General features: G+C 51.2%; 26 protein-coding genes. 10 read left to right on the forward strand and 16 right to left on the reverse strand.

Features of this window, described 5'->3' with window-relative positions:
* Positions 1-23: 23 nt before the first annotated feature.
* The 11 genes from FD09_RS11775 to FD09_RS11825 all read right to left on the reverse strand — a co-directional run bounded on the left by FD09_RS11775 (position 24) and on the right by FD09_RS11825 (position 9,708).
* Positions 24-815, reverse strand: a complete 792-nt coding sequence (locus FD09_RS11775; RefSeq protein ID WP_057821608.1) for a serine hydrolase — start codon at positions 813-815, stop codon at positions 24-26.
* A complete protein-coding gene (locus tag FD09_RS11780) occupies positions 808-1,875 on the reverse strand; it encodes a dipeptide epimerase (RefSeq protein WP_235812285.1) in 1,068 nt (355 codons plus the stop codon). The genes FD09_RS11775 and FD09_RS11780 overlap by 8 nt, the downstream gene beginning before the upstream one ends.
* Entirely contained in the window at positions 1,856-2,890 is a 1,035-nt protein-coding gene (locus tag FD09_RS11785) for a serine hydrolase domain-containing protein (RefSeq protein ID WP_057821613.1), read from the reverse strand. Before FD09_RS11785 ends, FD09_RS11780 begins: the two co-directional genes overlap by 20 nt.
* Positions 2,891-2,963: 73 nt before the next feature.
* The gene (locus FD09_RS11790) at positions 2,964-3,296 is read right to left on the reverse strand and encodes a PTS lactose/cellobiose transporter subunit IIA (protein WP_057821615.1); all 333 of its coding nucleotides are present in this window, start codon (positions 3,294-3,296) and stop codon (positions 2,964-2,966) included.
* A gap of 16 nt (positions 3,297-3,312) precedes the next feature.
* The gene (locus tag FD09_RS11795) at positions 3,313-4,626 is read right to left on the reverse strand and encodes a PTS sugar transporter subunit IIC (protein WP_057821617.1); all 1,314 of its coding nucleotides are present in this window, start codon (positions 4,624-4,626) and stop codon (positions 3,313-3,315) included.
* Positions 4,627-4,644: 18 nt separating this feature from the next.
* Complete coding sequence (locus FD09_RS11800; protein WP_057821619.1) at positions 4,645-4,956, reverse strand: PTS sugar transporter subunit IIB; 312 nt, start codon at positions 4,954-4,956, stop codon at positions 4,645-4,647.
* Between the two features lie 525 nt (positions 4,957-5,481).
* Positions 5,482-5,772, reverse strand: coding sequence for a hypothetical protein (locus FD09_RS11805; protein WP_057821621.1), 291 nt, complete (start codon positions 5,770-5,772; stop codon positions 5,482-5,484).
* 24 nt (positions 5,773-5,796) lie between these two features.
* Positions 5,797-7,110: a PTS sugar transporter subunit IIC gene (locus FD09_RS11810; protein ID WP_057821623.1), complete on the reverse strand. Its 1,314-nt coding sequence runs from the start codon at positions 7,108-7,110 to the stop codon at positions 5,797-5,799.
* 121 nt (positions 7,111-7,231) lie between these two features.
* The gene (locus tag FD09_RS11815; protein ID WP_057821624.1) at positions 7,232-8,086 is read right to left on the reverse strand and encodes a MurR/RpiR family transcriptional regulator; all 855 of its coding nucleotides are present in this window, start codon (positions 8,084-8,086) and stop codon (positions 7,232-7,234) included.
* Positions 8,087-8,098: 12 nt separating this feature from the next.
* Entirely contained in the window at positions 8,099-8,998 is a 900-nt protein-coding gene (gene murQ / locus FD09_RS11820; protein ID WP_057821626.1) for an N-acetylmuramic acid 6-phosphate etherase, read from the reverse strand.
* A complete protein-coding gene (locus tag FD09_RS11825; protein ID WP_057821628.1) occupies positions 8,995-9,708 on the reverse strand; it encodes an alpha/beta hydrolase in 714 nt (237 codons plus the stop codon). The genes murQ and FD09_RS11825 overlap by 4 nt, the downstream gene beginning before the upstream one ends.
* Positions 9,709-9,818: 110 nt before the next feature.
* Here FD09_RS11825 and FD09_RS11830 point away from each other — a divergent pair, with 110 nt between their 5' ends.
* Positions 9,819-10,688 (forward strand): BadF/BadG/BcrA/BcrD ATPase family protein, encoded by an 870-nt coding sequence (locus tag FD09_RS11830; protein WP_057821630.1) that lies wholly within the window; start codon positions 9,819-9,821, stop codon positions 10,686-10,688.
* Between the two features lie 377 nt (positions 10,689-11,065).
* On the opposite strand, the gene FD09_RS11835 is transcribed toward FD09_RS11830, so the two are convergent.
* Complete coding sequence (locus FD09_RS11835; RefSeq protein ID WP_057821690.1) at positions 11,066-12,061, reverse strand: ornithine cyclodeaminase family protein; 996 nt, start codon at positions 12,059-12,061, stop codon at positions 11,066-11,068.
* Between the two features lie 22 nt (positions 12,062-12,083).
* A complete protein-coding gene (locus FD09_RS11840; RefSeq protein WP_057821632.1) occupies positions 12,084-12,953 on the reverse strand; it encodes a sulfite exporter TauE/SafE family protein in 870 nt (289 codons plus the stop codon).
* A gap of 172 nt (positions 12,954-13,125) precedes the next feature.
* On the opposite strand from FD09_RS11840, the gene FD09_RS11845 reads away from it, so the two are divergent.
* Entirely contained in the window at positions 13,126-13,953 is an 828-nt protein-coding gene (locus FD09_RS11845) for an aminoglycoside adenylyltransferase domain-containing protein (RefSeq protein WP_057821635.1), read from the forward strand.
* Positions 13,953-14,684 (forward strand): SDR family NAD(P)-dependent oxidoreductase, encoded by a 732-nt coding sequence (locus tag FD09_RS11850; protein WP_057821637.1) that lies wholly within the window; start codon positions 13,953-13,955, stop codon positions 14,682-14,684. Before FD09_RS11845 ends, FD09_RS11850 begins: the two co-directional genes overlap by 1 nt.
* Positions 14,685-15,044: 360 nt before the next feature.
* On the opposite strand, the gene FD09_RS11855 is transcribed toward FD09_RS11850, so the two are convergent.
* The 3 genes from FD09_RS11855 to FD09_RS11865 form a co-directional block, all read right to left on the reverse strand.
* Entirely contained in the window at positions 15,045-15,353 is a 309-nt protein-coding gene (locus FD09_RS11855; RefSeq protein ID WP_057821639.1) for a hypothetical protein, read from the reverse strand.
* Between the two features lie 57 nt (positions 15,354-15,410).
* A complete protein-coding gene (locus tag FD09_RS11860; protein ID WP_057821641.1) occupies positions 15,411-15,824 on the reverse strand; it encodes a hypothetical protein in 414 nt (137 codons plus the stop codon).
* An 85-nt stretch (positions 15,825-15,909) separates the two neighbouring features.
* Entirely contained in the window at positions 15,910-16,428 is a 519-nt protein-coding gene (locus FD09_RS11865; protein WP_057821643.1) for a hypothetical protein, read from the reverse strand.
* 211 nt (positions 16,429-16,639) lie between these two features.
* Here FD09_RS11865 and FD09_RS11870 point away from each other — a divergent pair, with 211 nt between their 5' ends.
* The 7 genes from FD09_RS11870 (at position 16,640) to FD09_RS11900 (ending at position 25,271) form a co-directional block, all read left to right on the forward strand.
* Positions 16,640-17,872: a glycoside hydrolase family 28 protein gene (locus FD09_RS11870; protein WP_083487877.1), complete on the forward strand. Its 1,233-nt coding sequence runs from the start codon at positions 16,640-16,642 to the stop codon at positions 17,870-17,872.
* Entirely contained in the window at positions 17,865-18,755 is an 891-nt protein-coding gene (locus tag FD09_RS11875; RefSeq protein WP_057821645.1) for a nucleoside hydrolase, read from the forward strand. Before FD09_RS11870 ends, FD09_RS11875 begins: the two co-directional genes overlap by 8 nt.
* Before the next feature lie 136 nt (positions 18,756-18,891).
* Positions 18,892-21,516 carry a sigma 54-interacting transcriptional regulator gene (locus FD09_RS11880; protein ID WP_057821647.1) on the forward strand — a complete coding sequence of 875 codons (2,625 nt, stop codon included), beginning with the start codon at positions 18,892-18,894 and terminating at the stop codon, positions 21,514-21,516.
* A gap of 320 nt (positions 21,517-21,836) precedes the next feature.
* On the forward strand, positions 21,837-22,952 hold the full coding sequence (locus tag FD09_RS11885; protein ID WP_057821649.1) for a glycoside hydrolase family 88 protein: 1,116 nt from the start codon (positions 21,837-21,839) through the stop codon (positions 22,950-22,952).
* A 160-nt stretch (positions 22,953-23,112) separates the two neighbouring features.
* Positions 23,113-23,607, forward strand: a complete 495-nt coding sequence (locus tag FD09_RS11890; protein WP_057821652.1) for a PTS sugar transporter subunit IIB — start codon at positions 23,113-23,115, stop codon at positions 23,605-23,607.
* A 4-nt stretch (positions 23,608-23,611) separates the two neighbouring features.
* Positions 23,612-24,418 (forward strand): PTS mannose/fructose/sorbose/N-acetylgalactosamine transporter subunit IIC, encoded by an 807-nt coding sequence (locus FD09_RS11895; protein WP_057821654.1) that lies wholly within the window; start codon positions 23,612-23,614, stop codon positions 24,416-24,418.
* Positions 24,411-25,271, forward strand: coding sequence for a PTS system mannose/fructose/sorbose family transporter subunit IID (locus FD09_RS11900; RefSeq protein WP_057821656.1), 861 nt, complete (start codon positions 24,411-24,413; stop codon positions 25,269-25,271). The genes FD09_RS11895 and FD09_RS11900 overlap by 8 nt, the downstream gene beginning before the upstream one ends.
* Positions 25,272-25,337: the final 66 nt, after the last annotated feature.

Below are 25,337 nucleotides of genomic sequence, written 5' to 3' on the forward strand. Positions count from 1 at the left end.
CATGGTTGAACGCGTGTCAACAATTATGATTCATTATTTTTAACGTTTTTCAGATGGCTCATGACGATTCTGCCAAATTGCTGAAATACTATAATGGCGGTGCTTCTTTGCTTTTCGGATGGGAAACTAGTCAGTAAAACACAATCTACCATGTGGTTTCTATAAATGAATCTGGCAGCGTCGTATTCCTCGTGCAATAATTCACCAGTCTTGTTAAAAATCGTCCCGGAAAATCCAATAGCATCCGCCAATGCCGGTAATTTTTGCCGGTTTTGTTGTTGTTGCAGGGCAGTCCGGATTCGCCCGCCTGCAGGATCGGGCAGGGCCAACAAGTCGTTCCATAACGGCAGGAGATCAGTGAGGGTCAACAGATTTTCGTGAGCGGGATCAGCGGCGGTCATCATGCGGCGGCGCAACTGAATGGTGGGATATCGGGCCTGCAGCCATTGGTTGATCGGCGCCAAGCCAAAGTGATCCAGCAATACATTCGTGGCCGTGTTGTCGGACACACACAGCATCAGATCCAATAAATCACCCACGGACCAGGTGGATTGGGACAGATGGAAAAGTACGCCGGAGCCGCCAACGCGTTGATTCGGTTGTACTGCCACTGTTTGCTCCAGCAAGTGCGGTGCAGCGATGCTTTGATGACCCAGATAATCCGCAATGCCAATTTTAATGAGACTAGCCGAGCGGAAAGTTTGGGTGGCTCGGACACTGGCCACCGGTGATTCGCCGGGAACGGTCACCATATAGGCATAGTCAAAGGGCTGGTTGGCAAAAAGGGCAGCCAATTCATTGGCTAAATCAGTCATGGCGGACACCAGCGGGCCACAATTGGTCTTGATGCAGTGTTAAGTAGTGGGGGTCAGGAAGCTGTGCGCCCATGAAGACAGAATCCAGATCGGCAAAGTGCACATTGCGATGGGCGGCCACAAAGGCCGCAGCTGCCGCAATGCTGATTTCAGATTCGCTCATGCAGCCCAGCATACAAGGAATCCCTGCGGTCTCGCAGATGGTGTTGATTTTTTCCGCTTCACTGAGCCCACCGGATTTCATCAATTTGATATTGACCATGTCGCAGGCCTGGTGGTGAATTACTTGGAGCGCATCATGGGCCGAAAAGACGCTCTCGTCGGCCATGATCGGGATCAAGGATTGGGCCGTAATGGCCTGCATGCCGGCAATATTCAGTCGGTCGACCGGCTGTTCAATAAAGTCGATGGGTAAGCCGGCCGCATACCATACTTGAATGGCCTGCAGCGTTTGTTTCACGGTCCAGGCCTGATTGATGTCCAGCCGCAAACGAATATCCGGGCCGACTGTGGCAGAAATCTGAGCCACCATTTGGATATCTTCTTTAAAGGGACGTGTCCCCAGCTTGAGTTTCAAGGCGGTAAAGCCCTGCTTGATCAATTCCCTTGCCTCGGCGATCATGTCCGGAATCGGCCGAATACTAATGGTGTAATCGGTTTGCACTGGCTGGGGCCGACCGCCCAGCAATTCGGTCAAGGAGACGCCAAACAGTTGTCGTCGCAAATCATACAGGGCAATTTCAAACCCCGCTTTAGCAGGCGTATTGTTCACGATGACTGTGCGTACTCGGGTCAACAGATTTCCCCAGTCTGCGACATCCTGATGCAGCAATGCCGGGTTGAAGATGTCTGTCATCACCTGCTTTAGAGTGGTTAAGGTTTCTCCGGTCACTTTCTCATTCGGCGTCGCAGTGCCCACGCCCACAAGACCATTCGCCAACGCAATCCGAACTCGAATCGCCCGGTTTTCGTTTACTTGATGCATAGCGGTAATAAACGGCCGCTTCAACGGCGATGTAATTTGGTCACAGGTGATCTGCTCAATTGTGGTTTTGCTCATCATCGATATCCTCCAGACGATTGTAAAAAAGACTGACCGCCAACCGCCGCCAAGTGAGCCAGCGCAGATTGGTGCGCGTGGGATAAACGCGGTTCGTTAGGCAGACAAACCCGGTTTGATGGGTCAGATCCAGGGCAATGGACGTGCCAGTAAAACCGGTGTGCCAAAGTAAATCACCGCCCGGCCGCCAGCATTGCCACCCCAGGGTGCGTCCCTGGAAGTGAATCTGGCGAAACCAATCAAATACGCTGGTCGGCAGGATTTGTTGATCCCGACAGTAACCGTGGTTGAGGTACATCCGAACGAATTGATTCAGGTCAGTCAACGAGGAGAAGAGGCCTGCATGACCGCTGATTCCGTGGAGGACTGCCGCCTTTTCATCATGGACGACGCCGCGCAAAACACCGCCGCGTGCTGGCACATCTTCCGTGGGCACAAACACATTTAGGTCGCTTTGATCTGGATTAAACCCGGTCTGCTTCATCCCCAGTGGTGAGAAGACATTCTCCCGTAAACTGGCCGCTAAATCACCATCGACCTGCTGAATCACCCAACCCAGCTGAATGAAGCCCAGGTCGGAATATACAAATTTCGTCCCCGGGGCATTGGCTAAGGGGGCTTGTTTGATCTTGGCAGTCAGTTCCTCGGCAGTCATTGTTAAGGCGTTTGGGATATCTGCTGGGAGACCGCTGTTATGTAATAAGAGTTGTTCAATCGTTAATTGCGGATGGGCCAAATTGGGGACATATTTTCCCACCGGATCGGCCAACTGAATAGTGCCGGCGGCCAACAATTGCAAGAGTCGCGTGGTGGTACCAACGACTTTGGTTAATGACGCCAAATCGTATTGCATATTCGGAGTAAGCGGCAGTGCATCGGGGCCGCTACCCTGCATGCCGAGGTAATGGAGCTCATTTTGATCCGGCCCGATCAACGCGTAGGAAACGCCGAAAGCGGCCTGATCCGCCAGTGCGTTATGCATGAGGGCGGCAATTCCCTGAGTGTTTTCGATCATATCATGACTTCCTTTGAATAATAAAAGACTTGTCGTTATCATCATCTGACAACCACAAGTCTTTGACAACCACTTACTTTGTTTCCGGGTGCTCTAATTCCGCAATGCGGCGATTGGCTTTAACGATACTGCTAGCCAAATCACGGATAATCTCGGCGGCCATCATCTGATCCTCAGCGTGAACCAGCAAAACATTGAATGGGACCGCTTTTTGCTTAGCTTCGGAACTGATGATTTTGAAGTGGGCTTTCTCGGCATCTTTAATACGCTCGTCGGCATCTTTCAAGTGCTGTTCGTAATCGGTGAAGACGCCTTTTTCTGAATCTTGAATCACACCCATCAGTATGGACCGGGCTTCCCCGGCATTACTGATGATGTCAAAAATGATTTGTTCCAATCCATCCATTGGTTAATCCTCCAAGCTAAGCTTCAGCTGCACCGGTTTGGGCATCTGCCGCAGCAGCTGCTTGTTCTGTGGCCAACTGGCGGCGATCCCAAGCTTTGAAGAACGGATAGTAAATCACCATCGCCACTGCAATGTTAACGAGTGTCAAAATAATAGCGCGCCAGTCAAAACCAGTGGCCATGTAAGCACCAATCGGCGCCGGTAGTGTCCAAGGCACCAGGGCAATGGTCTTATTCACGAGATGACTGATCATTGCCAGCCACGTGATAATCCCATCGGCAATCGGAGCTAAAATAAACGGTGCAGCAAAATAAGGGTTCAATACAATTGGCAAACCAAAGATAATCGGTTCATTAATATTGAAGATACTGGGAATAATGACGACTTTGCCCAATGTCCGCCCCATGGACGACTTGGAAGCAAATGCCAGTAAAATACATAACGCCAAGATGGCACCTGAACCGCCGATATACACGAAGAACTGGAAGAACTGCTCGGTCATAAAATGCGGTACAGTGGCTGCTGTAGCACCGTGGGTCACGGCATCCATATTGGCGTATAGGTTCTTATACCAGTAGGGATAAACCGGGGTAGAACTGACGGCGCCATGAACGCCAAACAACCAGAATAGGGAGTTGAAGAAGATGGGGGTGATGACGGACAAGAAGTTATCCTTGCCGAAGTGAGCCAATGGCGACAGCAATGTTAATAACCCGGCATTGACATCGAAGTGCAACCCTTCCTTAACCGCCCAAGCCGCTACAATCAACACGGCCGCCGGTACTAAGGCCATGAAGGAGTTGGACACTGAAGCCGGTACCCCTTTGGGCATTCTAATCACCAAGTTGCGTGCCTTGAAGAAATGAATGACCTCAACAGAAACAATGGCGGCCAGCATGGCGGTGAACAGGCCGTAAGCACCGAGGTTTTGTGTCGGGAAGACTGTTCCGACGGCAATTCCTGTCTTTTTAGATATTGCCGCGGTGATTGCGCCGGGTTTGATGACTAAGAGCAAGAACACCATGACAGCCACGGTGGCGCTGGAATTACGATCCAACTTATAGGTTTGCGCCAAACTGCTGGCAATGGCGTAGCAAGAATACAGTGCCATCAAGCCAATGGAGAACGTGATCGGCAAGCCTAATGCGGCCACATAGGGTTTAATAAATGCTTTCCAAGAATCAATTGGCAACTGGGTAGCAATGGTGAAGAAAGAGCCCACCACGGCGACTGGAATAATGACGGCCATCCCATCCCGAATGGCGGTAAGATACCGATTACCGGCGATTTTCGCCATATCGGTGGATATTTTTTCAGTATTAAATGCCATAATATCGACCTCCGCGGGTTATTTCCCCAATTTTTCGTTAACTAAATCCAGCAGCTTACCGGCCTGCAGAGGACTGTACATCAGCCGGGGAATCATTAAGAAAGGGATGTGGTGACTATCCGCTTCCGCTTTAATGGCGTCTTTCCGATAAACCGTCTGGGGCGCCAATAACACGGCGTCGTATTGCTTCTCGTCCAAGTCATCCGCCACTGATTCTGAACCCGTGGCATCGACGGCCAAATCAACACTCCGCTTCTTTGCTTCATCAGACAGTGCTTCAGCAATCAGTGACGAACTCATGCCGCCGCTGCAAGATAACAAAATACGCATTGGTCTACACCTCTTCATTAATTTCAGCGATCCATGCGGTCAGGTCACCGTTCATCGAAATCAATTCAACTGAATCAACACCAACAGCTATCTCCCATACCGCACCGCCATTGAACCTCAGTATAGGAGTCTGAAATTCAATTTCAAGGATCTATGTAAATATTCTTGACACGGAAACAAAATTTCTTTGACATCGTATGTTAGGAGCTTGGTATAGTCCAATTTGTAATCGGCTTTCTACAGCAACAAAAAAGGATCCAGACCGAGAGTCTGAATCCGAACGTATGTAGTGCCAATGCGGAGCAATCGGAGGCTGAATGGCGCTCAGTGGTGGAAACAGCAATAAATGTGGCCCGGGCCTGGCCACATTTATATGCTGTTAGGCGACTTTGAGACCGCGCACTTTGCGGGCTCAAAGCGCCGTCACCACTTGCTACGCCTGCGGCTACGCACTAGCTGCGCGTCGCAGCGCCATTCAGCCGGAGATTGCGCAGCTTTGGCACGGCAGATGGATTACTAATTTACTCATTTATTGCCAGGTGTAAACGGATGATCCTTTTCATACTTCAGCATCTTACTATGCGTCTCCGTCATAAACGCAATCCCAAACACAGCGCACAACAGATAAAGCACACTATCCAGCGCCAACGGTACATTCCTCATCAACACATGCGGAATAATCACGACCAAGAAAGCAGCCACACCAAACAGCCATCGGTTAATGTGAATATGCCGCTGTTTCAGCCAGCCTAACAAAAATTGTGTCCCGGCCAGCAACAATAAGAATGCGAAAAACATGACGGCCCAATAAAGCACGAAGATCACTCCTCAATTAATTCGTTACGCCTGCGGTGCCGGCGCGGCTTCAGCATCATGTGCTTTCGCCTGTTCGTCAGCGACCATCTTTTTATCGTAGGCCTTCACGAATGGATAGTAAATAATGGCGGCCACGATCAAGTTGATCACGATCAGCACAATTACCCGCCAGTCGTTCCCGGCACTGAGATAACCACCGATTGGAGCCGGTAATGTCCAAGCTTGATAAGTGGTGAAGCCATTGACCAATCCCCATTTTACTGCGAAGTAGGAAATCGTGGTCAATACCAGCGGTACCAGGTTGAACGGTAAAATCAGGTATGGGTTTAAAATCATTGGTGCCCCAAAGATCATGGGCTCATTAATGTTAAAGATCCCAGGGACCAAGGAGAACCCACCGACTTCCCGCAAGAATTTAGATTTGCAGATGGTCAAAAACATCACCGCAACGACCACTGTAGCCCCGGCCCCGCCAATCGTGACGGTCCATTGATAGAACTGTTCCGGTGCGATGTAAGGCAAGTGAGTCATACTGGTGCCCTTTGTAACCGCATCTGCGTTAGCGTTCAGCATGATCAACCACATCGGCCGGACGATGGAACCCACAATACTCATCCCGTGAATACCAAAGGACCACAGCAGATGAATCAGGAACATCGGCAACAATGCCCCAAACAGGTTGTTGCCCAAAATTCCAGTAATGGGCTTGAAGACTGTTAGTAATGCACTATTGACGTCAAAGTTGGCAATGTCTCGGACTAACCAGGCGACGATGATAATGACCGCCCCTGGAATTAATGCTTCAAAGGAACGGGCGACGGCTGGCGGAACTTGATCCGGCATCTTGATGGTGATCTTGTGGACGCTGAAGAAGCGATAAACTTCGACGGCAAAGATCATCGATACGATCCCGGTGAACATCCCGGCGGCGCCCAGATTGCCCATGGGTAAAACGAAACCCAGCGGTGCTTTCTTCGGAGTCAATACGTTCACGGGCATTTGCAGCATAAAGAATGTGCCCAGTGACAAAATACCGCCTGTGGTGGAATCCAAATCATACGATTTCGCCAAATCGGACCCCATAACGAAGGTGGCATAAATGGCCATTAATCCCATGGTCATCCGGAACGGCAGGGCAATGGTGGCTGAATAAGGTGCCAGGGCATCGGCCCAAGGCTTATATGGTAGATTGACAAAGATCAAAAAGAAACTGCCAATCAGAATCAATGATAGCGTGGAAACAACCCCGTTACGAATGGCGAGCAGATGGCGCTGAGCGCCAATTTTGGCCATTGGGGGAACGAGCTTATTTTCGACCCATTTCATAAATCGATCCATTTTTTCTCCTCCTCAAAGATATTTTTAATCGCTTACAATTTTTAGTATACACACCTGAAATGATATTTCAAGTATTTGTACTTTTTAAGCAGATTAAGAAATAAAATTTCTTTCAGGAGACTTATTTTCCTGTTTGGTATTGTTCAATGATGTGCTTTGACTGGTTTAGTGCTCGCGTGCTGGCGTCATAATGGTGGCTGACAAAATCGTAGAATAACAGGTCCACGACCATGAACTGGGTCATCAAAGAATTGGTCGCTGCGATCCGATGGCGGCGTTCAATGGGTAAACTGGTATGGATGGCTACATCACTGATGGCGGTGACGGAATTCTTCCCTAGTTTTGTAAGGGAGACGACGGAGACTTGGGATTTTTTAGCGGTCTGAGCGGCATAAATGACTTCAGGGGTTTCCCCAGAGTTGGAAACGACCCAGAGCATATCCCGCTTGGTGCCATTGGCAATGGCTGGCAATAGGACGTTGAGATCGTTCATGGCTGTGGCCGGATAGCCGATCCGACTCCATTTCTGGGCGATATTTTGGGCTGTAAGAAAACTGGCACCGACGCCGAAGATATAGATTTGCTTGGCACTGCCCAACAGTCTGTTGACGTCGGTGAAGGCTTGGGGATCGATTTGATCGACGGTGTCCTGTAAGGCTTCCTTGGCGTTATAGAGCAGTTTTTCCTTAATGACGGAGAGACTTTCGTTCCGGGTGATATCGGCATCGGGATCAATGTCGATATTTTGTTTTGTGAGATCGGCAGCCAACTCGATTTTGAAAGCAGTGAACCCCGCTACGCCAATTCGTTTAGACAGGCGTACTACCGATGCTGCACTGGTTTGAGCGGCCCGGGCCAATTGCGAGACGGTCATATTCAAGACAGGCTGGGGGTGGGCCAGGACGTAGTTGGCGACCTTTTCCTCCGCTTCCGACATACTATTTTGCGTATTCGTGATTTTACGTTTGATCGGCATATTTTTTCACTCCTATTGTTGAATGCCAGCGATCGCCAGAGCTACTCGCCCTTGATGCTGGGCCAACGCGGCCTTTGCAGTGGCGGCAGGAACATGGGCGGCCAGCATGACAATGGCCACTTGCGGGGATTTATCGGCTGCTGCATAGGCCTGGGCAGATTCAACCGCGGAGGCACCGGTGGCTTCCTGGATAATCCGTTTAGCCCGGTCAACTAGCTTTTCATTGGTGGGTTTCAAGTCCACCATCAGATTGCCGTATACTTTGCCGGATTTAATCATTGCTGTGGTAGAAAGCATGTTCAAGGCTAGCTTTTGCGCGGTGCCGGCCTTCATCCGAGTGGAGCCGGTCACTACTTCCGGACCAACAACGATTTCCACCGGCCAATCAGCGTGGGGACTAACCAACGCGTCGGGGTTACAGGCGATGGAAGCCGTCTTGGCCCCCAGCGAACGGGCGTAGTCTAGTCCGCCAATCACGTAAGGGGTGCGGCCGCTGGCGGCAATGCCGATCACCATATCGGCAGCGCTCAGTTGCTTTTCCTGCAAATCGTGAACGGCTAGCTCAGCGGAATCCTCTGCGCCTTCTACGGCGACGTACATTGCCCGGGAACCGCCGGCGATCAAGCCTTCGATTTCTGTGCCGGTAATACCGTACGTCGGCACTAATTCCACGGCGTCCAGAATGCCCAATCGGCCCGAGGTGCCAGCCCCAATGTAATAAGTATGGTGGCCGCTTTGGTACACACTGGCCATGTGGTCGGCGATCTTACCCAATGTGGTAATGGTTCGCGGGTCGCTAAGGGCCGGAGCCACCTTTTGATCTTCCGCATTGATGGTCCGCAAAATTTCGGTGGTGGTCATGGTATCAATATGCAATGTCGCTGGGTTACGGCTTTCTGTGACGTACTTCATGCTAAAATTCCCTTCTCTGTGTGTGTGGATGTCAACGGCAGCCAATCAATCAATTGACTCAGCGCCAGTTGCCAAAATTGCCAATCGTGGGCGCCAGCCGCTGTGAATATTTTAGGCTTGGAAGTCACGCGGTGGGTGACGAATTCTTGAAATTGGGGATATAAAAAGTCCTGCTGGCCAATGGCGAGAAATAAGGGTACGGAGGCAGTATAAGACACTGGTGCCGGACGTCCATCTGGAAAGGCGGCGGCCCAGTCTGGTTGGATTTTGGGCAGCACGGCAAAATCTGTCACTGGCGAAAGCGCACCGACTGCACCAAACTGTTGCGGCTGGGCACTGGCCCATTTTAAAGCGCCATAACCGCCCATGGAATTACCGGCGACAAAATGATCGACAGCGCGCGGGCTGAGTGGCAGCAGCTGGTTCATATATCGGGGTAAACTCTCGGTGAGGAAGGTCCAGTAGGGCACTCCTTTAGGAACATCTTGGTACCAGCTGCGGCCGACAGCGGGCATAATCACGGCCACTTGTTTATCTGCAACCAGTGCCTCCAGATTGGTTTTACGCTGCCACGCAGAACCGTCATCGCCTAAACCGTGCAACAAGTATAAACTTTGCAAGGGACCATCGATCTGGTCCGGGACAATGACTTGGACCCGGGTTTGATTTTGTAACACGCTGTCCGCATACTCTAAGGCTAGCCAGGCCATCCTGCATCACTCCTTTCGATTGTTCATCCGGTATATGTTGAAATAATGTTTCAGTCGGTTATAATTCTACTTGAAATAGAGTTTCAGTCAAGAGGAAGGGCAGGAAGACGATGTTTCACATTGGCATTGACAGCGGGGGCACCCATATCGTAGCAGAAGCCTATGCAGACGGGGAGTTAATTGCTCAGGCCACGGCCGGGCCGGGGAATATTGCGCTGGATCCAGATGGTACAAAGAAGGATTTATTGAGTGTAATTGAAAAAATCTTTCAACATTGGCCAGTGGCCGAGTGCGCCGGTATTTTAATCGGCATTGCCGGTGTGGCGACGGCTGGCGGACAGCAAGAAATCATGCAAGCTGTGCAGGCAAAATATACCGTGCCAGTGGCGGTGGTCAGCGATGCTGAGCTGGCGATGCTTAACGGTTTGCACGGTGAAGACGGAATTACTGCCATTGCCGGGACGGGGTCCATTTGCTTGGCTCAGATCAATGGTCAGCGATTGCGTGTCGGCGGCTGGGGCTGGCGCTTTGGCGACGATGGCAGCGGCTATGATATCGCGCGACGAGCCTTTCAAGTAATGCTGGCCGCCCGGGATGAAGGGCAAACCAGCGCGCTGGAGCTGGTGTTGCTGGAGGCACTGCATGTGCCGGACTATTTGGCGGCGGTGGCCCGAAGCTATCAGTTGGACCGGAGTGCTTTTGCGGCGCTGGCGCGACCAGTGGCGGATGCGGCGGTGTATGGTAACGCAGCGGCGCAACAGGTGATCCAGGGGGCGGCGCAGGCGTTAGCACGGCAGATCAAAACGGCGTTGACGCGGAGTCAGTTGCCTAATACGGCAGTGATTGCGTTGGCAGGGTCGGTGCCGGCGAACAATGATTTGTTTTTCCAGACGATTGCGGATCGATTTAAGGGGCACGTGTTCCGGCGGCTGACGGGGAGTAATGCGCCGGGTGTGCAGTATTATCAATTTGGGAAGTAAACGTTGAAGAGCAGGCTCCTGCCGCCGTGCCAAAGCTGCGCAAGCTTCGGTGGCAGGTGGTGGCGACGCGCAGCAAGTGCGTAGCCGCAGGCGAAGCTAGCTGTGACGGCGGTTTGAGCCCGCAAAGTGCGCGGTCTCAAACACGCCTAACCACATCCGCGCGCAAAAACCGCGCGCGGTGTGGTTTCCACAGCTGAGCCACCTGCCACCTACGCTTGCTCCGCTTTGACACTGTATCCAGCGAGGATCCAGAATGTTGTTCTGGCCATTTTTTCTGGACTTAACCCTAGAACGATGTTTTGGATAAAGATCAAATTGCGCGAAAAAAAACCACGGAAGGCAAAAATTCTTCCGTGGTTTTTTGATTGGTTGTATTGCTAGAACTGGACTTCTTTACCGCGGCCAGCTTGGTCGGCGGCTTGGAGGATTTGTTCGGCGACGTAGACATCGGTGGCGGCGGTGCCGACTGTTTTGAATAGGGTGATTTGTTGGTCAGTGGTGCGGCCGGAGAGTTTACCGTCGACGACAGCACCCAATTCACCTTCGTAATGCTCTTTCGTCACTGTGCCGTCTTTCAGAGGCGTGATCATGTCGCCGGCTTCCGCCAGGACGCCATCCATGGTGTCGAAGATGACCACATTGGCGCGCTTGACTAATTCTTCTGGAATTTCATGCATCTCTGGGGTATAGGCGCCGACACCGTTGATGTGGGTGCCAGGTTTAACGTCGGCCGCGGAGAAGGTCGCCACTTTCGAGGTGGTGGCACTAGTGATGATGTCTGAGGCAGCGATGGCCTGGCCCAGGTCGTGCACGGCGGTGATGGTGACGTTGAACTGGTCACCAAATTTGTGCTGCATGGCGGCCGCAAAGTCTTGGGCCCGGTGGGTGTCAATGTCACTCACATAGACCTGTCGCAGCGGCCGTACCGTCAGCATGGCTTCCAGTTGGGCCGGGGCTTGGCCGCCGGTGCCGATCAGCGTAGCGGTGCGCGCATCTTGGCGGGCCAACAAATCCGTGGCGGCACCTTGCATGGCTCCTGTACGCAATTGGGTTAAATAGGTACCATCTAGGATGGCCGACACGATCCCAGTGGCCGGGTCCAGACTGATCATCGTAGCGGGCACGCTGGGCAGTCCTTTGTCAATATTGTGGGGGTAAACCGATACGATTTTCATACCGAGCGCTGGATGTTCGCCAGCTAAGTAACCGGGCATGTAGAGGCTTTGGCCGGACTCAGCCGGGATGTCGATGTTGGTCCGCAACGGAATTGTGGTTTCGCCCCGGGAGTAGGCCGCCAAAGCCGCTTTATCGGCGGCGATGGCATCTTTCATTGAAAACACGGCCTGAATATCTTGTTTATTGAGAATTTTCACGTGAAACATGGTCCTTTCTAAATTATGCTTCTGACGGTTTGCGCATACTCCAAATCATGCTGACAGCTGAATAGACCAGCACAATGATGACCAGCCACTGGAGCATGGCGGTGTCCAAACTCTTGACGAAGAAGACGGCCACTAACACACCGAGTACGCCAAAAGTCGAGGTAAACAGTGTGATTTTACGGCTGTAGTCTTGCAGTTTAATGAACTGGATGCTGCTGGTGGATACGGAGAAGGTAGCGGCGCCCATCATGATGGGGAACGCGGCGGAGGGATTAAGACCCATCGCGTAAACGGTGGCCATGGTCAGGGCGTAAGAACCGATGCCGATATTGTTCAGCGCGCCGTAGATGAATAGCAAAACGGCGGTGAGAATCAGTTTCCAACCGCTGAGGCTGGTCGCGGTACCGTTGCTGGGAATCCAGTTGAGCTTGCCCGCCAGGATCATCAAGGCGGCGATAATCAAGCCGGCGGTGATGAACTTTTTAATAATGGCGACTGGTAGTTTGACGACGAAGCGTGGCCCGATATACGCGCCGATTACGGCCGCAATGATACAAATGGCCAGTGTTTTGATGTCGACGGTAATGGCGGTGATATACGACAGCGCCATCGCCGCGACGGGAACAACACATTGGGTGTTCAGTGTCCCGGGTAGCTTCTTAATCGAAGTCCAGTGCACCTTCGGATATAGCGCCGTGCTAATGGCAAAGTCGGAAATGCCAAATGTGGAGAGTAAGAAAATGATGAATGAACTAAACGGCAGCGCCCAGGTGGTGGCCGGTTCGCTCATCACATCACCCCAATAGTGTGCCAAGTCGCGAATAAAATAAAACAGAAAACCAAGATTGATCAGGACAATGAGGACTAGCAGGATCTGAATCAAGCTAATCAACTCCCTTCAATAAATAAATACGCCCCCATTGTAAATGATTGAGCGAGTGGGAGCAATTGATAAGTCCCACCAAGGCACGCGCCGCAGAAAATTCCAATAATTTGCAACCCCTATTGTCATTTTACGGTAAATGGTTAAGATATTCTTAACAGGAGACTATGCCATGACGAAAACAACGAAGCTGCTCAAGTCCTTGGGGGAGGGCTGTAATCAACTATTAGGCAATAATTTGGTCGGGGTGTATCTGCACGGGTCATATGTGCTTGGGGGCTACAATCCGGCCATCAGTGATTTGGATTATATTATCGTCGTGATGCGGGGATTGACGTTCCGTGAAAAGGCTGATTTGATGCATTTTACGACAGAAAAACTGCTGCCCTTGGCCCCGGCTAAAGGACTGGAGTTTCATGTGCTCTTATTGGCCCATACCCGCCGCTTCCAGCATCCGGTTCCCTTTAATTTTCATTTCTCAGAATACCATCGGGCGGAATACTTCCGTGATCCGGTGGCGTACATTGAGGGGATGCAAGGGCGTGATCCAGATTTAGCCGCCCATCTCATGGTCATTCATCAATGCGGCCAAGTATTGACCGGGCAACCGATCAAAGACGTGTTTGCGCCGGTACCCAGGCACGCTTATTGGGAAAGTATTATGAACGACGTGGCCGACGCGCCCAGAGAGATACTGCAGACGCCCACCTATATTACGTTGAACCTGTGCCGGGTCTTGGCTTTTCAAAAAGGCGGGCGCATTTTGTCCAAAGAAGCCGGTGGCGAGTGGGGCGAAGATCATTTACCGAAACTCTACCGACCAGTGGCCTCGTACGCCCTGGCGGCGTACGAGGGGGCCGATGCTTTGAAACGCGCCGACGCGGCGATGATCGGTCAATTCGGCCCGCATTTTCTCATCCGTTTTGCCCACGCGTGTGTGATGAAAGCTGAAGGAAAAGAGCCGGACGACAGCAACGGTCAAGACTGGGGATGGATTTGATGGATAAAATTTACACATTGATAACTGGCGGCGATAAAGGGATTGGCCTGGAAACGGCGAAAGAACTAGGCCGGGCGGGCCAGCACATTCTGTTAGGCGCCCGCAACCAAGCGCGGGGTGAGGCGGCGATGAAAGCTTTACGCCGGGCCGGTGTGATTGGGGCGGATTTAATCATGTTAGATGTCACCCAAGAGGCGACAATTCAAGAAGCCGCTCGTTGGATCACCGCCCAGTTTGGCCAGTTGAATGTCTTGATTAATAATGCCGGCATTGCGCTGGACCATCACGAATCACCGGTGACCATGCCGCTAGCGACGATCCGGGCGGACTTCGAAGTGAACTTCTTCGGTGCTGTCGCGGTGACCCAAGCGATGATTCCGTTATTACGCAAAGGAGCACCGGCAAAAATCATTAATGTGTCCAGCGAAATGGGCTCACTTACCAATGCGTCGGATCCGCACAGCCGCTTTTACCGCGGCAATGCTTTGGGGTATCAATCATCCAAGGCAGCCCTGAACATGGCGACCATCTCTTTTAGTAAAGCTCTGGCGCCAGACCACATCGCCGTTAACGCCGTCAACCCTGGGCACACAGCCACCGATTTCGGCGGCGGCACCGCCTCCGGCCAAGCAGTCACCGCCGGCGCCGCCCCAATCGTCGCGCTATCCCGCTCTGACGCTCCGCATATGACTGGTAAATTCATCGAAACCGCCGGTCAGGTGCCTTGGTAAAAAATAGGGAACAAAAAAGCCCACAGATTAGATTTTAGCGCCAGGCGTTAAGTGCTGATCTGTGGGCTAAAATTTGGCCGAAGGTATTATACTGGTAGCTCAGTATGTTTTATGGCTGAAAGGGTGAGGATAGGATGTTGAATCACAACAAAAGTAGTGCTAATGCGAAGCAATCGGAGGTGAAATGGGGCTCAGTGGTGGAAACAGCAATAATCTTGGCCGGTTTTGCCAAGATTATATGCTGTTAGGCGTGTTTGAAACCGCGTTCCTCAGCGGGTTCAAACCGCCGTCACCACGTTCCAGCCCCATTTCACCGCAGATTGTGTAGCATTAGCACGGCCGTCAGCGGCAAGTTAGTGTCTACTGTTTCTCGCCACCGGCATTTTGCCGAGGAGGCCGGGAATAACGCCGCCAAAGCACCACGACGGTGATCACCTGCACTAAGATGGCCGCTACACCCAGTGACACCATCACCCATAACCAGCTTGGCAAGCGCCCAACCATCATCAAGCATAACGCGATAAACACCGGAAAAATCAACAACTGAATCACCTGCGGACTGGCTGGTCGCGGGTGGGTGTTAATCACCAAAAGAACCGCCGCCAACGTTAAGAAAAATGCGACCACGACATAAATTCCCAGCAACGCAAAAACATCGAGACCAAACATAATTGCATCTCCAATCTGCTCACTACTTTGAGCGCCGATCCGTGCGAAACACAATGATTACAATGCCTTAGTCGCCCTGTAGATCTTCAGCGACTTTCGCCAAACGAAGACCAGAAAAACAATTGGATAAACTAAGGACAACACCATATACGCATAGCCTATCAATGCCATCATCATGGCGTTATCGGCTGTGACCTGCATATTGTTCAAGAATGTCCCCAAGACAAACAGAATCGTTCGGACAACAAGGTAAGCTGCAAACCACCACCAATTAATCTTGGCCACCTGATTAAATGCGGCCGCTTGATCCGTGAACTGCTTGCTGTCGGTAATGACTTCTTGATGGTTAAGTTGTAAAAACCGTTGGCGATATCGGTAATACACCACGAAGAAGAATGCCACTGAAGCGTAAAGCCCGATCATTTCCACCTGTTGCGCCATTGCCAGCATATCAACTGTTGCTTTACCCATCGGTACGCCTCATTTCGTTTGACTCAGCCAAGGGCTTGTCAACCGATTTCGCCGTCAGCATCTGTGGCTGGCTCAATCAAGCGACTTAATAACGACCCTTCATCTTCAACACCATTTCGATTTTTTGATCCGGCGTCATTTCAATCCGATCAAAGCGGGCAGAACCCACGCCGCTTTGATCAAACAACTGAATATAATTATGCTTATTCCGAGTTTGCCCCGTCACCGTGTCACCGTTCTTCAAGGTGGCCACAAATGCGCCGTTCAACATCAATGACATATTAACTGCCATACCGATAATGCTCTTTTTCCGAGTGATGACGAGCGTCGCAGGGGCGTCTAGCAACTCCTCTGGGGGTGCCTCCACTGGTTGCACAATGAATTTGTGTTTGCAATCAGCACATTTCGCCTTCAATGGCCGCACTTGGATGGCTTGAACTCCGCGGATAATATTGCCGGCATTGCCAAAAAACATCCCAGTGGTCAGCCGCCGCAAACCGCCGCTTTGACCAATAATTTCGAAATTTGTCGACCCGCACTGAGGGCAGGTGATGCTCTCCAGAGTGGGGTTGTGTAATTCAACTGCCGGTTCTTCGTCAGACATAAAAATCGCCTCTTTAGTTTAGCTGGAAGGGACTGACAAAACACTGCCAGAAAGCACCATCTGTTCGTACTTTCTTGATTTGAGTATAGCATCCGCCAAATTAAAAGTGGTAGCATTTGCATTTCGTTGCACAATATATTTTTTTACGATAGATTAGCTGATTAATGGCCTGATATTTGCTTATAGTCACATGACAAGGAGGCCATCACAAATGTCCGATGAACACACGCAACAAGATTTTTTAGTTACCGATTACGGCGCCCAAAGCGACCTAAATAACGCCCAAACCGTCGCTTTTCAACGCTGCATTGACGCCTGCCAAGCCCATGGCGGCGGCCGGGTAGTCGTCCCCCAAGGCCGCTTCATTATTGGCAGCATCCGTCTCTTCAGCCACATCACCTTCTACCTGCAAACCGGGGCAGTGTTGGTGGGCAGTGAAAACCTCGCCGATTACACCAACTTTGGTCAACAGACTGGCATTCGATACCTGCAAGACCCGGCCTACATCAAACGCTGGCACCTGCCTGCCTTTTATTTTCACGCGCTAATTGCCGCTTATGATGCCACCGATGTGTCAATCATTGGCGCCCCCGGCAGCCTGATCGATGGCCGGGATGTCTACGATGCCCGCGGCGAAGAAGGCTTTCGCGGGCCCATGGGCATTGTATTTGCCCGTGTCCAGCATGTGCAATTGCAAGGCTACACCTTCGAAAATAGCGCCAATTGGTCGCACACTCTAAGTGCTTGCCGAGATGTTCACATTGACGCGGTGACGATTCTGGCTGGTCACGACGGTTTCAATCTCCACCACAGTCGGGACATCACAATTCAGGGATGTCTTTTGCAAACCGGTGACGATTGTCTGGCGGGGTATGACATCACCAATTTAACCGTCACCCGGTGCCTGTTGAACACTGCCTGCAACGGTATGCGCATCAGCGGCGACCATCTCCATTTCACCGCGTGTGTTTTCGCTGGTCCTGGTCGATTCCCTCACCGCTCGGAAGACACCTATGATACCCATGCGTTTTTCAAATATTACGCCATGGCGGAGGACACCATCACCACCAAGAATACAGATATTGTCTGGGATCACTGTGTGGCCGCGAATGGTCGGCGATTCATGACCTATGTGTTTGGTGATCGGAAAAATGTTCAGTACGGCTCCCCGTTGCATGATGTCACATTTTCCCACATGATGATTTCTGGGATTCAGCACATGTCCCGCTTCTTGGGCAATGGTCAGGCGGTGACGTTAAAATTGGCGAACTGTACGATTACCCCGCCCGCTGACGAATCATTTTTACAAATTGATGCCAGTGTGCACCTGCAACTGACCAATGTGCGTTTCACCGCCCCGGCTGTGATTGAAATGGCGGCTGGTGAAAAGCTGACTTTGACGAATACGGTCAGTGTGGATTGGCAGGCGAGCATCCATGAGTGATTTAGGTTTACCCCCAATGACACCCCACCGCCCTTTGCGTGTTTTAATTTGCAGTGACGCGAAAAACGAGGCCGACGATCAGTTTGCCATCGCCCACGCATTGTTGACGCCGCGCTTTGCCATCCAGGGACTCATTGCGGGTCATTTTGGCTTATCGGGCAGTGTCGATCAGTCACTGACTGAGATGCAGCATATCGCGGCTTTGATGAAAAGGGCCGCTCAGTTTCCCATCGTCAAAGGGGCGGAAACAGAATTAAGTACGGATGGCCGACCCAGTGCTGGCAGTCGATTGATCATTGATACCGCCCGGAGTACAGACTCACGTCCGCTCTTCGTGTTGTGTATGGGCACCTTGACCGATGTGGCCACTGCGCTGCGCCAGGCTCCAGATATCACCTCTCGCATGACCGCGATCTGGGTTGGTGGTGGTCGCTATCCCCACGGCAGCAATGAAGCCAACTTACACCGCGATCGCTTAGCCGCTAACGAAGTGTTTGCTTCCGCGGTGCCGCTGTGGCAAATTCCCAGTCAGGCGTACAAAACCATGCTGGCCCCCATTGCGGAGCTGCGTTTGCGCGTCGCCCCTGCCGGACCGCTGGGCCGGTATCTCTATACCCAATTGGTGAATTTTGCCAATGCCCATGTAACGGATAAAACTTGGATCAACAGTGAGTGCTGGGTGCTGGGCGATTCAGCTGCAGTGGGGGTCTTGCTGGACGAACAGAAGGGTAATTATGCAGCGCACACCCCACCTTTCTTCAATGCAGATTGTTCCTACGATATGGTCAAGTGGCAAAACCGGCGGCCCATTCGCATTTATCACCAATTAAATACACGGATGATTTTGGCAGACTGTTACGCCAAACTAGCGCTACAGGCTTGATTCAATGCGAGTGTTTAAAAGGAGACACATTTTAAACACTCGCATTTCTTAAACACTCTTGTTTCTAGGGACGGCCAATGGTACATTTACCATGAGAAAAGGCTTTCGCAGTACCCATAGAAATGGAGTCATGGCCATGCAATCAGCAAAAGAACGTGTTTTGACTGAGTTAACGAAATTAAACCAGCAGACAACAGCAGTGGAAACACTCGCGGTGGCAGAAAAATTAGACCTCAGCCGATCGGTCACCAGTCACTATCTTTCTCAACTGTTGGCGGAAAAAAAGGTAAAAAAGCTGACCGGCCGGCCTGTTCGCTGGCAGGTGGCCAACATGCCGGCACCGGTCGCACCCCCAAGCGTACCGCTCCACGCGTTTAGTGATGTGATCGGCGCTACCGGCAGTCAACTAGACAACATTCGCAAATGTATCGCGGCCGTCAAGTATCCCCATGGCGGACTCAACATTTTACTCACCGGTCAAAGTGGGGTGGGTAAGACGTTTTTAGCCCATAAGATTTACGAATACGCCCAGGATACCGCGGTGATTCCCGCCAAAGCGCCGTTTAAAGTATTGAACTGTGCAGATTACGCCAATAATCCAGAGCTGTTGTCGTCTATTTTGTTTGGCTATGTCAAAGGGGCCTTCACCGGTGCGGCCAACAATAAGGAGGGACTGCTGCAGGCGGCGGACGGCGGCTATTTGTTGTTGGATGAAATCCATCGGTTATCCGGTGAAAATCAGGAGAAACTCTTTACTTTCATGGATACTAGCCACTTCCGGCCGATTGGTGAAAACCAGCGAGACAGCACAGCTCACGTGCGCATTATTTTAGCCACGACGGAAGATCCCCACGCGGTATTGTTGGACACTTTCCAGCGGCGGGTGCCGGTCAATGTCCATATCACCGCTTACGCCGATCGGCCGCTGGATGAACGGCTGGCCTATATTCGCGCACTGTTTCAAAGTGAGGCGAAGCGGTTTGCGCGGCCGCTGACGGTGACGCCGGCGGTTTTGCAGATGTTGACGCAATTACGACCGGTGGGAAACGTCGGCCGTTTGAAGAATTTGATCAAAGTGGCTTGTGCCCGGGCGTTTACTCATCAAGAAAACGGTGTCGACACCCCTATGCAGATTGATGTCGACGATTTTGAGGGTGAACATCTTTCCTTACATACTAATGCCGAAATGTTGATCACCACCCCGATGGTTGTCCCGGTGCATGTTCCGGCAGACCACACGCAAGACAGCGGGATGAGCGATGCTGCGACCATCACCGATTTTTTAACCGCACAACCCAAGCCTTCCGCGGCCGCCAGCCGCTTGATGATCCAACAATTGCAGGGCAAACACGCCCACGACCCGATCCGTCAGACCATTTTGCATGACGCCCACCGCCGCTTATTTACCACGATTGTGCGTCATCAATTTGGCCTGAAGAGCACCAGTGAATACGAGCCGATTTTCTTTCGCCTGTATGCGGAACATGTCCAGGTGCCGGCAGATTTGTTGCAGGGCCTGCAACAACAAGCAGCCACGAACTTTCCCCGTTCCCTCCATGTGGCTGCCCAGTTCTATGCGGCTTTACCGGCGTTGGAGACATCCAGCCATCAATTATTAACAGCCTTGCTGGCGTGCTGTATCAGCGAATTAGTGGATGAAAAGATCCCCTTGCGCTGCCTCATGGTAGCCCACGGCAGTCATACCGCGACGAGTATTCAATCAGTGGTTAATCAGCTCTGCGGCTCCTACTTAGTGGACGCCATTGATATGCCGATTGACACGACCATTGATCGTATCATTGCGGAATCTAAGCGGATCGTGGATTCGTTTGATACGTCCAACGGTTTCATTTTATTGGTGGATATGGGTTCGTTGAATCAATTGTATCGGAAGATCAAGAATGCGTTGAGCGGTGATGTGCTGGTCATCAACAATCTGACCACAGCCACGGCTCTGGATGTGGCGCTGAAGATTCAGAGCCGGCTGCCTTTTGAAAAAATTGCCGAACACGCCCGGACGGATTACACCATCTCGGCGCAATATTTTGAAGGCTTTGCCAAGAATCAAAACATCGTCATTTCCTGCATGTCTGGCTTGGGTATTTCTGATAAATTACGCGATATCTTCCACGAAGTGCTGGGCCACCAAATCAGCCTGCTGACCATGGACTTCAGTCATCTGCAACAAAGCGTCCGGGCCAATGACCGCAGCGAGTTTGAATCTACGTTATTAGTCATCACGACCACGAATTTACCGGACTCCTTCGCCATTCCTAACATCAACATATACGACTTGCTCGACCCCAGCGGCCAGGTGTTCCTCCACGATATTTTGAAGAAATATGTGGATCAGCGCACCTTTGATGATCTATATAACCGCATCGTCCGTTTCCTGTCCATTGAAGGGGTCACTGAACGTCTATCCTTCTTGAATCCGACGGTGATTATTCAAGAGGTGGAAACGGTGATTTATAAGTTTGAACACTACTATCACATCAAACTGGATGGTAAAATCAAACTCAACTTGTACATGCATATCTCGCTGATGGTGGAGCGCCTGATGACCGGTACCAGCGCAGACCGCAGTAACGACCGCACGCCAACGGACCCGAAAGAACAAGAATTCTTCGATGTCGCCAAAGGCATTTGTAAACCGCTGGAGCTGAAGTATCACATCGAGATCAACGGCTACGAGCTGTCGTTGCTGTATCAGCTTTTCCAGGCAATTATCGAGGACCAGAATACACCGACCATTCAGTAATCAACAACCGCATATTGGCTGGAACAAAAGTCTAAACTTCGACGTATCCAGTGCCAATGCGAAGCAATCGGAGGCTGAAATGGGCTCAGCTGTGGAAACCACACCGCGCGCGGTTTTTGCGCGCGGTGTGGTTAGGCGTGTTTGAGACCGCGCACTTTGCGGTCTCAAACCGCCGTCACAGCGTTCCAGCCCATTTCAGCCGGAGATTGCGCAGCACTTGGCACGGCCGTCGAGTAGCAACTTTTGTTCTGGCCTTTTTTAGTGGCATGGTTTTTGCTTATAGCATGGTGGAGATACATCTAAGAAACGAGGTTATTAGAATGGTGAAAACACCAGAGTGGGTGCAACCCCTCTTCGATCAAGTCAATACCAAGGCCAAAGCAGAGGCCCTGCGATTAGGAGAGGCCATCCCGTATATTCCTGAAAATGGGCACTATGTCGATATGGGTAAGAAGGATGTCGTATGGTGGACCAATGGTTTTTGGGCCGGCACATTGTGGCTGCTCAACCATGCCACCGGCGACCCGTTGTATCAACAAACCGCCCAGGCCAATGAACAAGTTCTGGATGGGGCCTTCGATAAATTTATCGGTCTGCATCACGATGTGGGTTTCATGTGGGATCTGTCGGCTGTGGCGGACTATCGGTTAACTGGAAACGAACGCTCGTTAGCGCGTGGGTTGCATGCGGCGACACTACTCGCCGGGCGGTATAACCCGCGGGGTAAATTTCTACGCTCCTGGAACCGGGATCGGGCCGGCTGGGTCATTATCGACAGTATGATGAATATTAATCTATTATACTGGGCGCGGGATGAACAAAATGATCCGCGTTTTGGTTTTATGGCGGAAGACCATGCGGACACAGTGATGAACAATATTGTACGGCCGGATGGCTCGGTGGCCCACATCGGGGTTTTCGATCCAGTCAGTGGGGAACTATTAGAAACTAAGGGTGGCCAAGGCTACGGTGAGGGTTCTTCCTGGTCCCGGGGACAGGCCTGGGCCATCTATGGTTTTGCTTTGAGCTATGCCCACACCCATAAGGAAGCTTATCTCGATACGGCAAAGCGGGTGGCCAATTATTTCTTGGCCAATATTGCGGATACCGGTGATGTACCCCTGGTCGATTTCCGGGCACCGGCGACGCCGAAGATTGTGGACACCTCCGCGGGTCTATGTGCGGCTTGCGGATTGTTGGAACTGGCGAAACATGTCCCCGTGCTTGAACAACCGTTGTATGACGATGCTGCGGTGCGGATTATCCAGGCGGTGACCACAGACTACTTGGACCTTGATCCGGCCACGGACGGCATCGTCACTGGCGGCACCCCGGCTTACCACGATGATCAACATGAGGTGCGGATGATTTATTCTGATTTCTTCTTAGTAGAAGCGTTGGTGCGGTTACTGGGTAAAGATTTCATGATTTGGTAAACAATAGAGTGTTTAAACTTTTCGTCAACCATCATGGAGTGTTGAACAAATAGATGTAAGCGCTGTAGGACTGTAGTTGGCACGGTAATTGCTTTTAGTAAAGTGTTAATCAGCAATTGTTTGTGAAGTAATCATTGAATGAACTAATGGAGGTGTCAATATGATTGCAATGATACGGGTCGACGACCGTTTGATTCACGGTCAGGTCGCGGTGCTTTGGACCAAGAACTTGCAAGTGAATCGAATCGTTGTTGCAAATGATCACATTGCGTCAAATGAAGTACAAAAGAGTGCGCTGCTCATGGCTGCACCCACAGGAGTAAAGGTGGCCATTTTACCAGTCGCTAAGGCAATTGGTTTGGTGAATGATTCTCGGGCGGCCCACTTAAAGATCTTGGTGATCGTCAACAATGTCACTGATCTATTGCAGATTGTGGAAAAGGTGCCGACGGATCAAACCAAGGTGGACATTGCCAATGTCGGTCGGGTCAGCGGTGATTTGGAAAACAAGAAGAAGATCACCGACACCGTATACCTGACCACGGAAGAGATTGAGCAGGCCAAACAAATTGGCCAGCACAGCAAGAATTATGTGTATCAGCCGCTGCCTAATGATGCTGAAATTCCGTTTATGAGCTTGTTGAAGGAGGAGTAAAAATATGCTAGTCAATGCGTTATTGGTTGGACTGGCCCTCACGATTCAAAAGTGGGGTGACTGGTACGGCAGTCTGGGCTTCAACCGACCAATGGTGGCCGGGACGATTGTTGGTATTTTGTTGGGCCATCCGTCTGAAGGGATTATGATCGGAGCTGCCTTGGAGCTGGTTTATCTGGGCAGTATTTCCCTGGGCGGCGTGATGCCCCAAGATTTTGGTCTGGGTTCAATTTTTGGGACTGCCTTTGGTATTTTGCTTTCATCTAAAACTTCTGTTGCGATCGCTTTGTCCTTGCCCATTAGTATGTTGGGGACATTGGTTTATCAGTTATTCAAGATCTGGGCAACGGCTTTGGTGCCACGTTTTGAAGCCCATTTGAAGGCGCACAACATCAAAGCGTTTAACCGGTTATGGCAGATTCAGCGGGGCGTATACTTGCTCATGTGGTTCACCCTGGGCTTCGTCGGCATCATGGCCGGTACCAATGCGATTAAAGCGTTGGTGGCCGCGATTCCCCAGCCGATTATGAACGGACTTACCGTCGCTGCCGGTATGTTGCCCGCCGTCGGGATTGCGTTATTGATGATTACCTTGTGGGATAAAAAGTTGGCCCCTTGGTTCTTCCTGGGCTTTGGAATTGTCGCATTCTTCAAAGGCACCATGATCGAAGTGGCCTTCATCGGTATCTGTATCGCTGTCTTAGTGGCCGTGGGCGATTTGGCCAACCGGCACAACAATAACAACGCGACACCAGCCGCCACTGCATCATCATCGGATTCTAAAGTAGAGGAGGACTTCTTCAATGACTGAGCAAGTACAAAAAACAGATAGTTTCTTGACAGACAAGTCCACTGAAAAATGGTTCTATCGGAAACTGTTCTGGCGGCAAAACTGGTTGATGTTTTGTACGTCTTATACCAAACAACAGGCCGTGACCTATTCTTGGGTATTGGAACCTTTCTTAAAGAAAATCTATGGTGAAGATTCGGACGGGTTCTATAATGCCATGCTCCGGCACCAAGACTTCTTCAATACGACGCCGATGATGGCCCCGTTCGTCATGGGTTTAAACACCTCAATGGAACGGGAGAATCATGACAAGGGTAAATCCTTTGATGTGTCCTCCATCGCGGCAATCAAAGCGGCCTTAATGGGTCCCTTCGCCGGCTTAGGCGACTCAGTCCAACAGGGGGCATTACGGATTATCGCCACTGGGATTGCCATTGGCTTCTGCCAAAAAGGCATGTGGCTTGGACCGCTATTATTCCTGCTGATTTACAACATTCCCAACATGTTGATTCGCTGGTACGGCGCCAAACTTGGTTACACAGTTGGTCAAGACTTTGTCGCTAAAACGATGGCCAATGGTATTTTCAAAGTCATCACCAAAGCCGTTTCTGTCTTGGGCTTAATGATGATCGGAGCGATGACAGCCCAATACGTCACCTTCACGACGACATACCAAGCCAAAATGGCGGGGCAAATGTTTAAATTGCAGGGTGTCTTAGATCAAATTCTGCCCGGGTTGCTCCCGTTGGCGCTCGTGCTTTGCTGCTTTGCATATTTACGGAAGAAGAATCGGCCGGTGCGGGTCCTGGTAGCTATCCTAGTGTTAGCGCTAGTCCTGACGCTGCTCGGTGTCACTGGCGGCAAAGCTGCATAACATTTTTTAACTGAACGGCGTGGTCGCAACAGGCTGGCGCCGTTTTGTTTTGACCAGTTTTGAAAG

The sequence above is a fragment of the Schleiferilactobacillus perolens DSM 12744 genome, from assembly GCF_001435585.1.
Taxonomy (GTDB): Bacteria; Bacillota; Bacilli; order Lactobacillales; family Lactobacillaceae; genus Schleiferilactobacillus; species Schleiferilactobacillus perolens.

What these genes read in the sequence shown, in the direction of transcription:
- FD09_RS11870 (WP_083487877.1), top strand. Translation starts at nt 16,640, where the DNA reads ATGTCCGATGAACACACGCAACAAGATTTTTTAGTTACCGATTACGGC.
- FD09_RS11790 (WP_057821615.1), bottom strand. Translation starts at nt 3,296, where the DNA reads ATGGATGGATTGGAACAAATCATTTTTGACATCATCAGTAATGCCGGG.
- murQ (WP_057821626.1), bottom strand. Translation starts at nt 8,998, where the DNA reads ATGAAGTACGTCACAGAAAGCCGTAACCCAGCGACATTGCATATTGAT.
- FD09_RS11780 (WP_235812285.1), bottom strand. Translation starts at nt 1,875, where the DNA reads ATGAGCAAAACCACAATTGAGCAGATCACCTGTGACCAAATTACATCG.
- FD09_RS11855 (WP_057821639.1), bottom strand. Translation starts at nt 15,353, where the DNA reads ATGTTTGGTCTCGATGTTTTTGCGTTGCTGGGAATTTATGTCGTGGTC.
- FD09_RS11810 (WP_057821623.1), bottom strand. Translation starts at nt 7,110, where the DNA reads ATGGATCGATTTATGAAATGGGTCGAAAATAAGCTCGTTCCCCCAATG.
- FD09_RS11845 (WP_057821635.1), top strand. Translation starts at nt 13,126, where the DNA reads ATGACGAAAACAACGAAGCTGCTCAAGTCCTTGGGGGAGGGCTGTAAT.
- FD09_RS11815 (WP_057821624.1), bottom strand. Translation starts at nt 8,086, where the DNA reads ATGCCGATCAAACGTAAAATCACGAATACGCAAAATAGTATGTCGGAA.
- FD09_RS11875 (WP_057821645.1), top strand. Translation starts at nt 17,865, where the DNA reads ATGAGTGATTTAGGTTTACCCCCAATGACACCCCACCGCCCTTTGCGT.
- FD09_RS11900 (WP_057821656.1), top strand. Translation starts at nt 24,411, where the DNA reads ATGACTGAGCAAGTACAAAAAACAGATAGTTTCTTGACAGACAAGTCC.
- FD09_RS11895 (WP_057821654.1), top strand. Translation starts at nt 23,612, where the DNA reads ATGCTAGTCAATGCGTTATTGGTTGGACTGGCCCTCACGATTCAAAAG.
- FD09_RS11850 (WP_057821637.1), top strand. Translation starts at nt 13,953, where the DNA reads ATGGATAAAATTTACACATTGATAACTGGCGGCGATAAAGGGATTGGC.
- FD09_RS11775 (WP_057821608.1), bottom strand. Translation starts at nt 815, where the DNA reads ATGACTGATTTAGCCAATGAATTGGCTGCCCTTTTTGCCAACCAGCCC.
- FD09_RS11785 (WP_057821613.1), bottom strand. Translation starts at nt 2,890, where the DNA reads ATGATCGAAAACACTCAGGGAATTGCCGCCCTCATGCATAACGCACTG.
- FD09_RS11865 (WP_057821643.1), bottom strand. Translation starts at nt 16,428, where the DNA reads ATGTCTGACGAAGAACCGGCAGTTGAATTACACAACCCCACTCTGGAG.
- FD09_RS11825 (WP_057821628.1), bottom strand. Translation starts at nt 9,708, where the DNA reads ATGGCCTGGCTAGCCTTAGAGTATGCGGACAGCGTGTTACAAAATCAA.
- FD09_RS11880 (WP_057821647.1), top strand. Translation starts at nt 18,892, where the DNA reads ATGCAATCAGCAAAAGAACGTGTTTTGACTGAGTTAACGAAATTAAAC.
- FD09_RS11830 (WP_057821630.1), top strand. Translation starts at nt 9,819, where the DNA reads ATGTTTCACATTGGCATTGACAGCGGGGGCACCCATATCGTAGCAGAA.
- FD09_RS11885 (WP_057821649.1), top strand. Translation starts at nt 21,837, where the DNA reads ATGGTGAAAACACCAGAGTGGGTGCAACCCCTCTTCGATCAAGTCAAT.
- FD09_RS11860 (WP_057821641.1), bottom strand. Translation starts at nt 15,824, where the DNA reads ATGGGTAAAGCAACAGTTGATATGCTGGCAATGGCGCAACAGGTGGAA.
- FD09_RS11890 (WP_057821652.1), top strand. Translation starts at nt 23,113, where the DNA reads ATGATTGCAATGATACGGGTCGACGACCGTTTGATTCACGGTCAGGTC.
- FD09_RS11800 (WP_057821619.1), bottom strand. Translation starts at nt 4,956, where the DNA reads ATGCGTATTTTGTTATCTTGCAGCGGCGGCATGAGTTCGTCACTGATT.
- FD09_RS11795 (WP_057821617.1), bottom strand. Translation starts at nt 4,626, where the DNA reads ATGGCATTTAATACTGAAAAAATATCCACCGATATGGCGAAAATCGCC.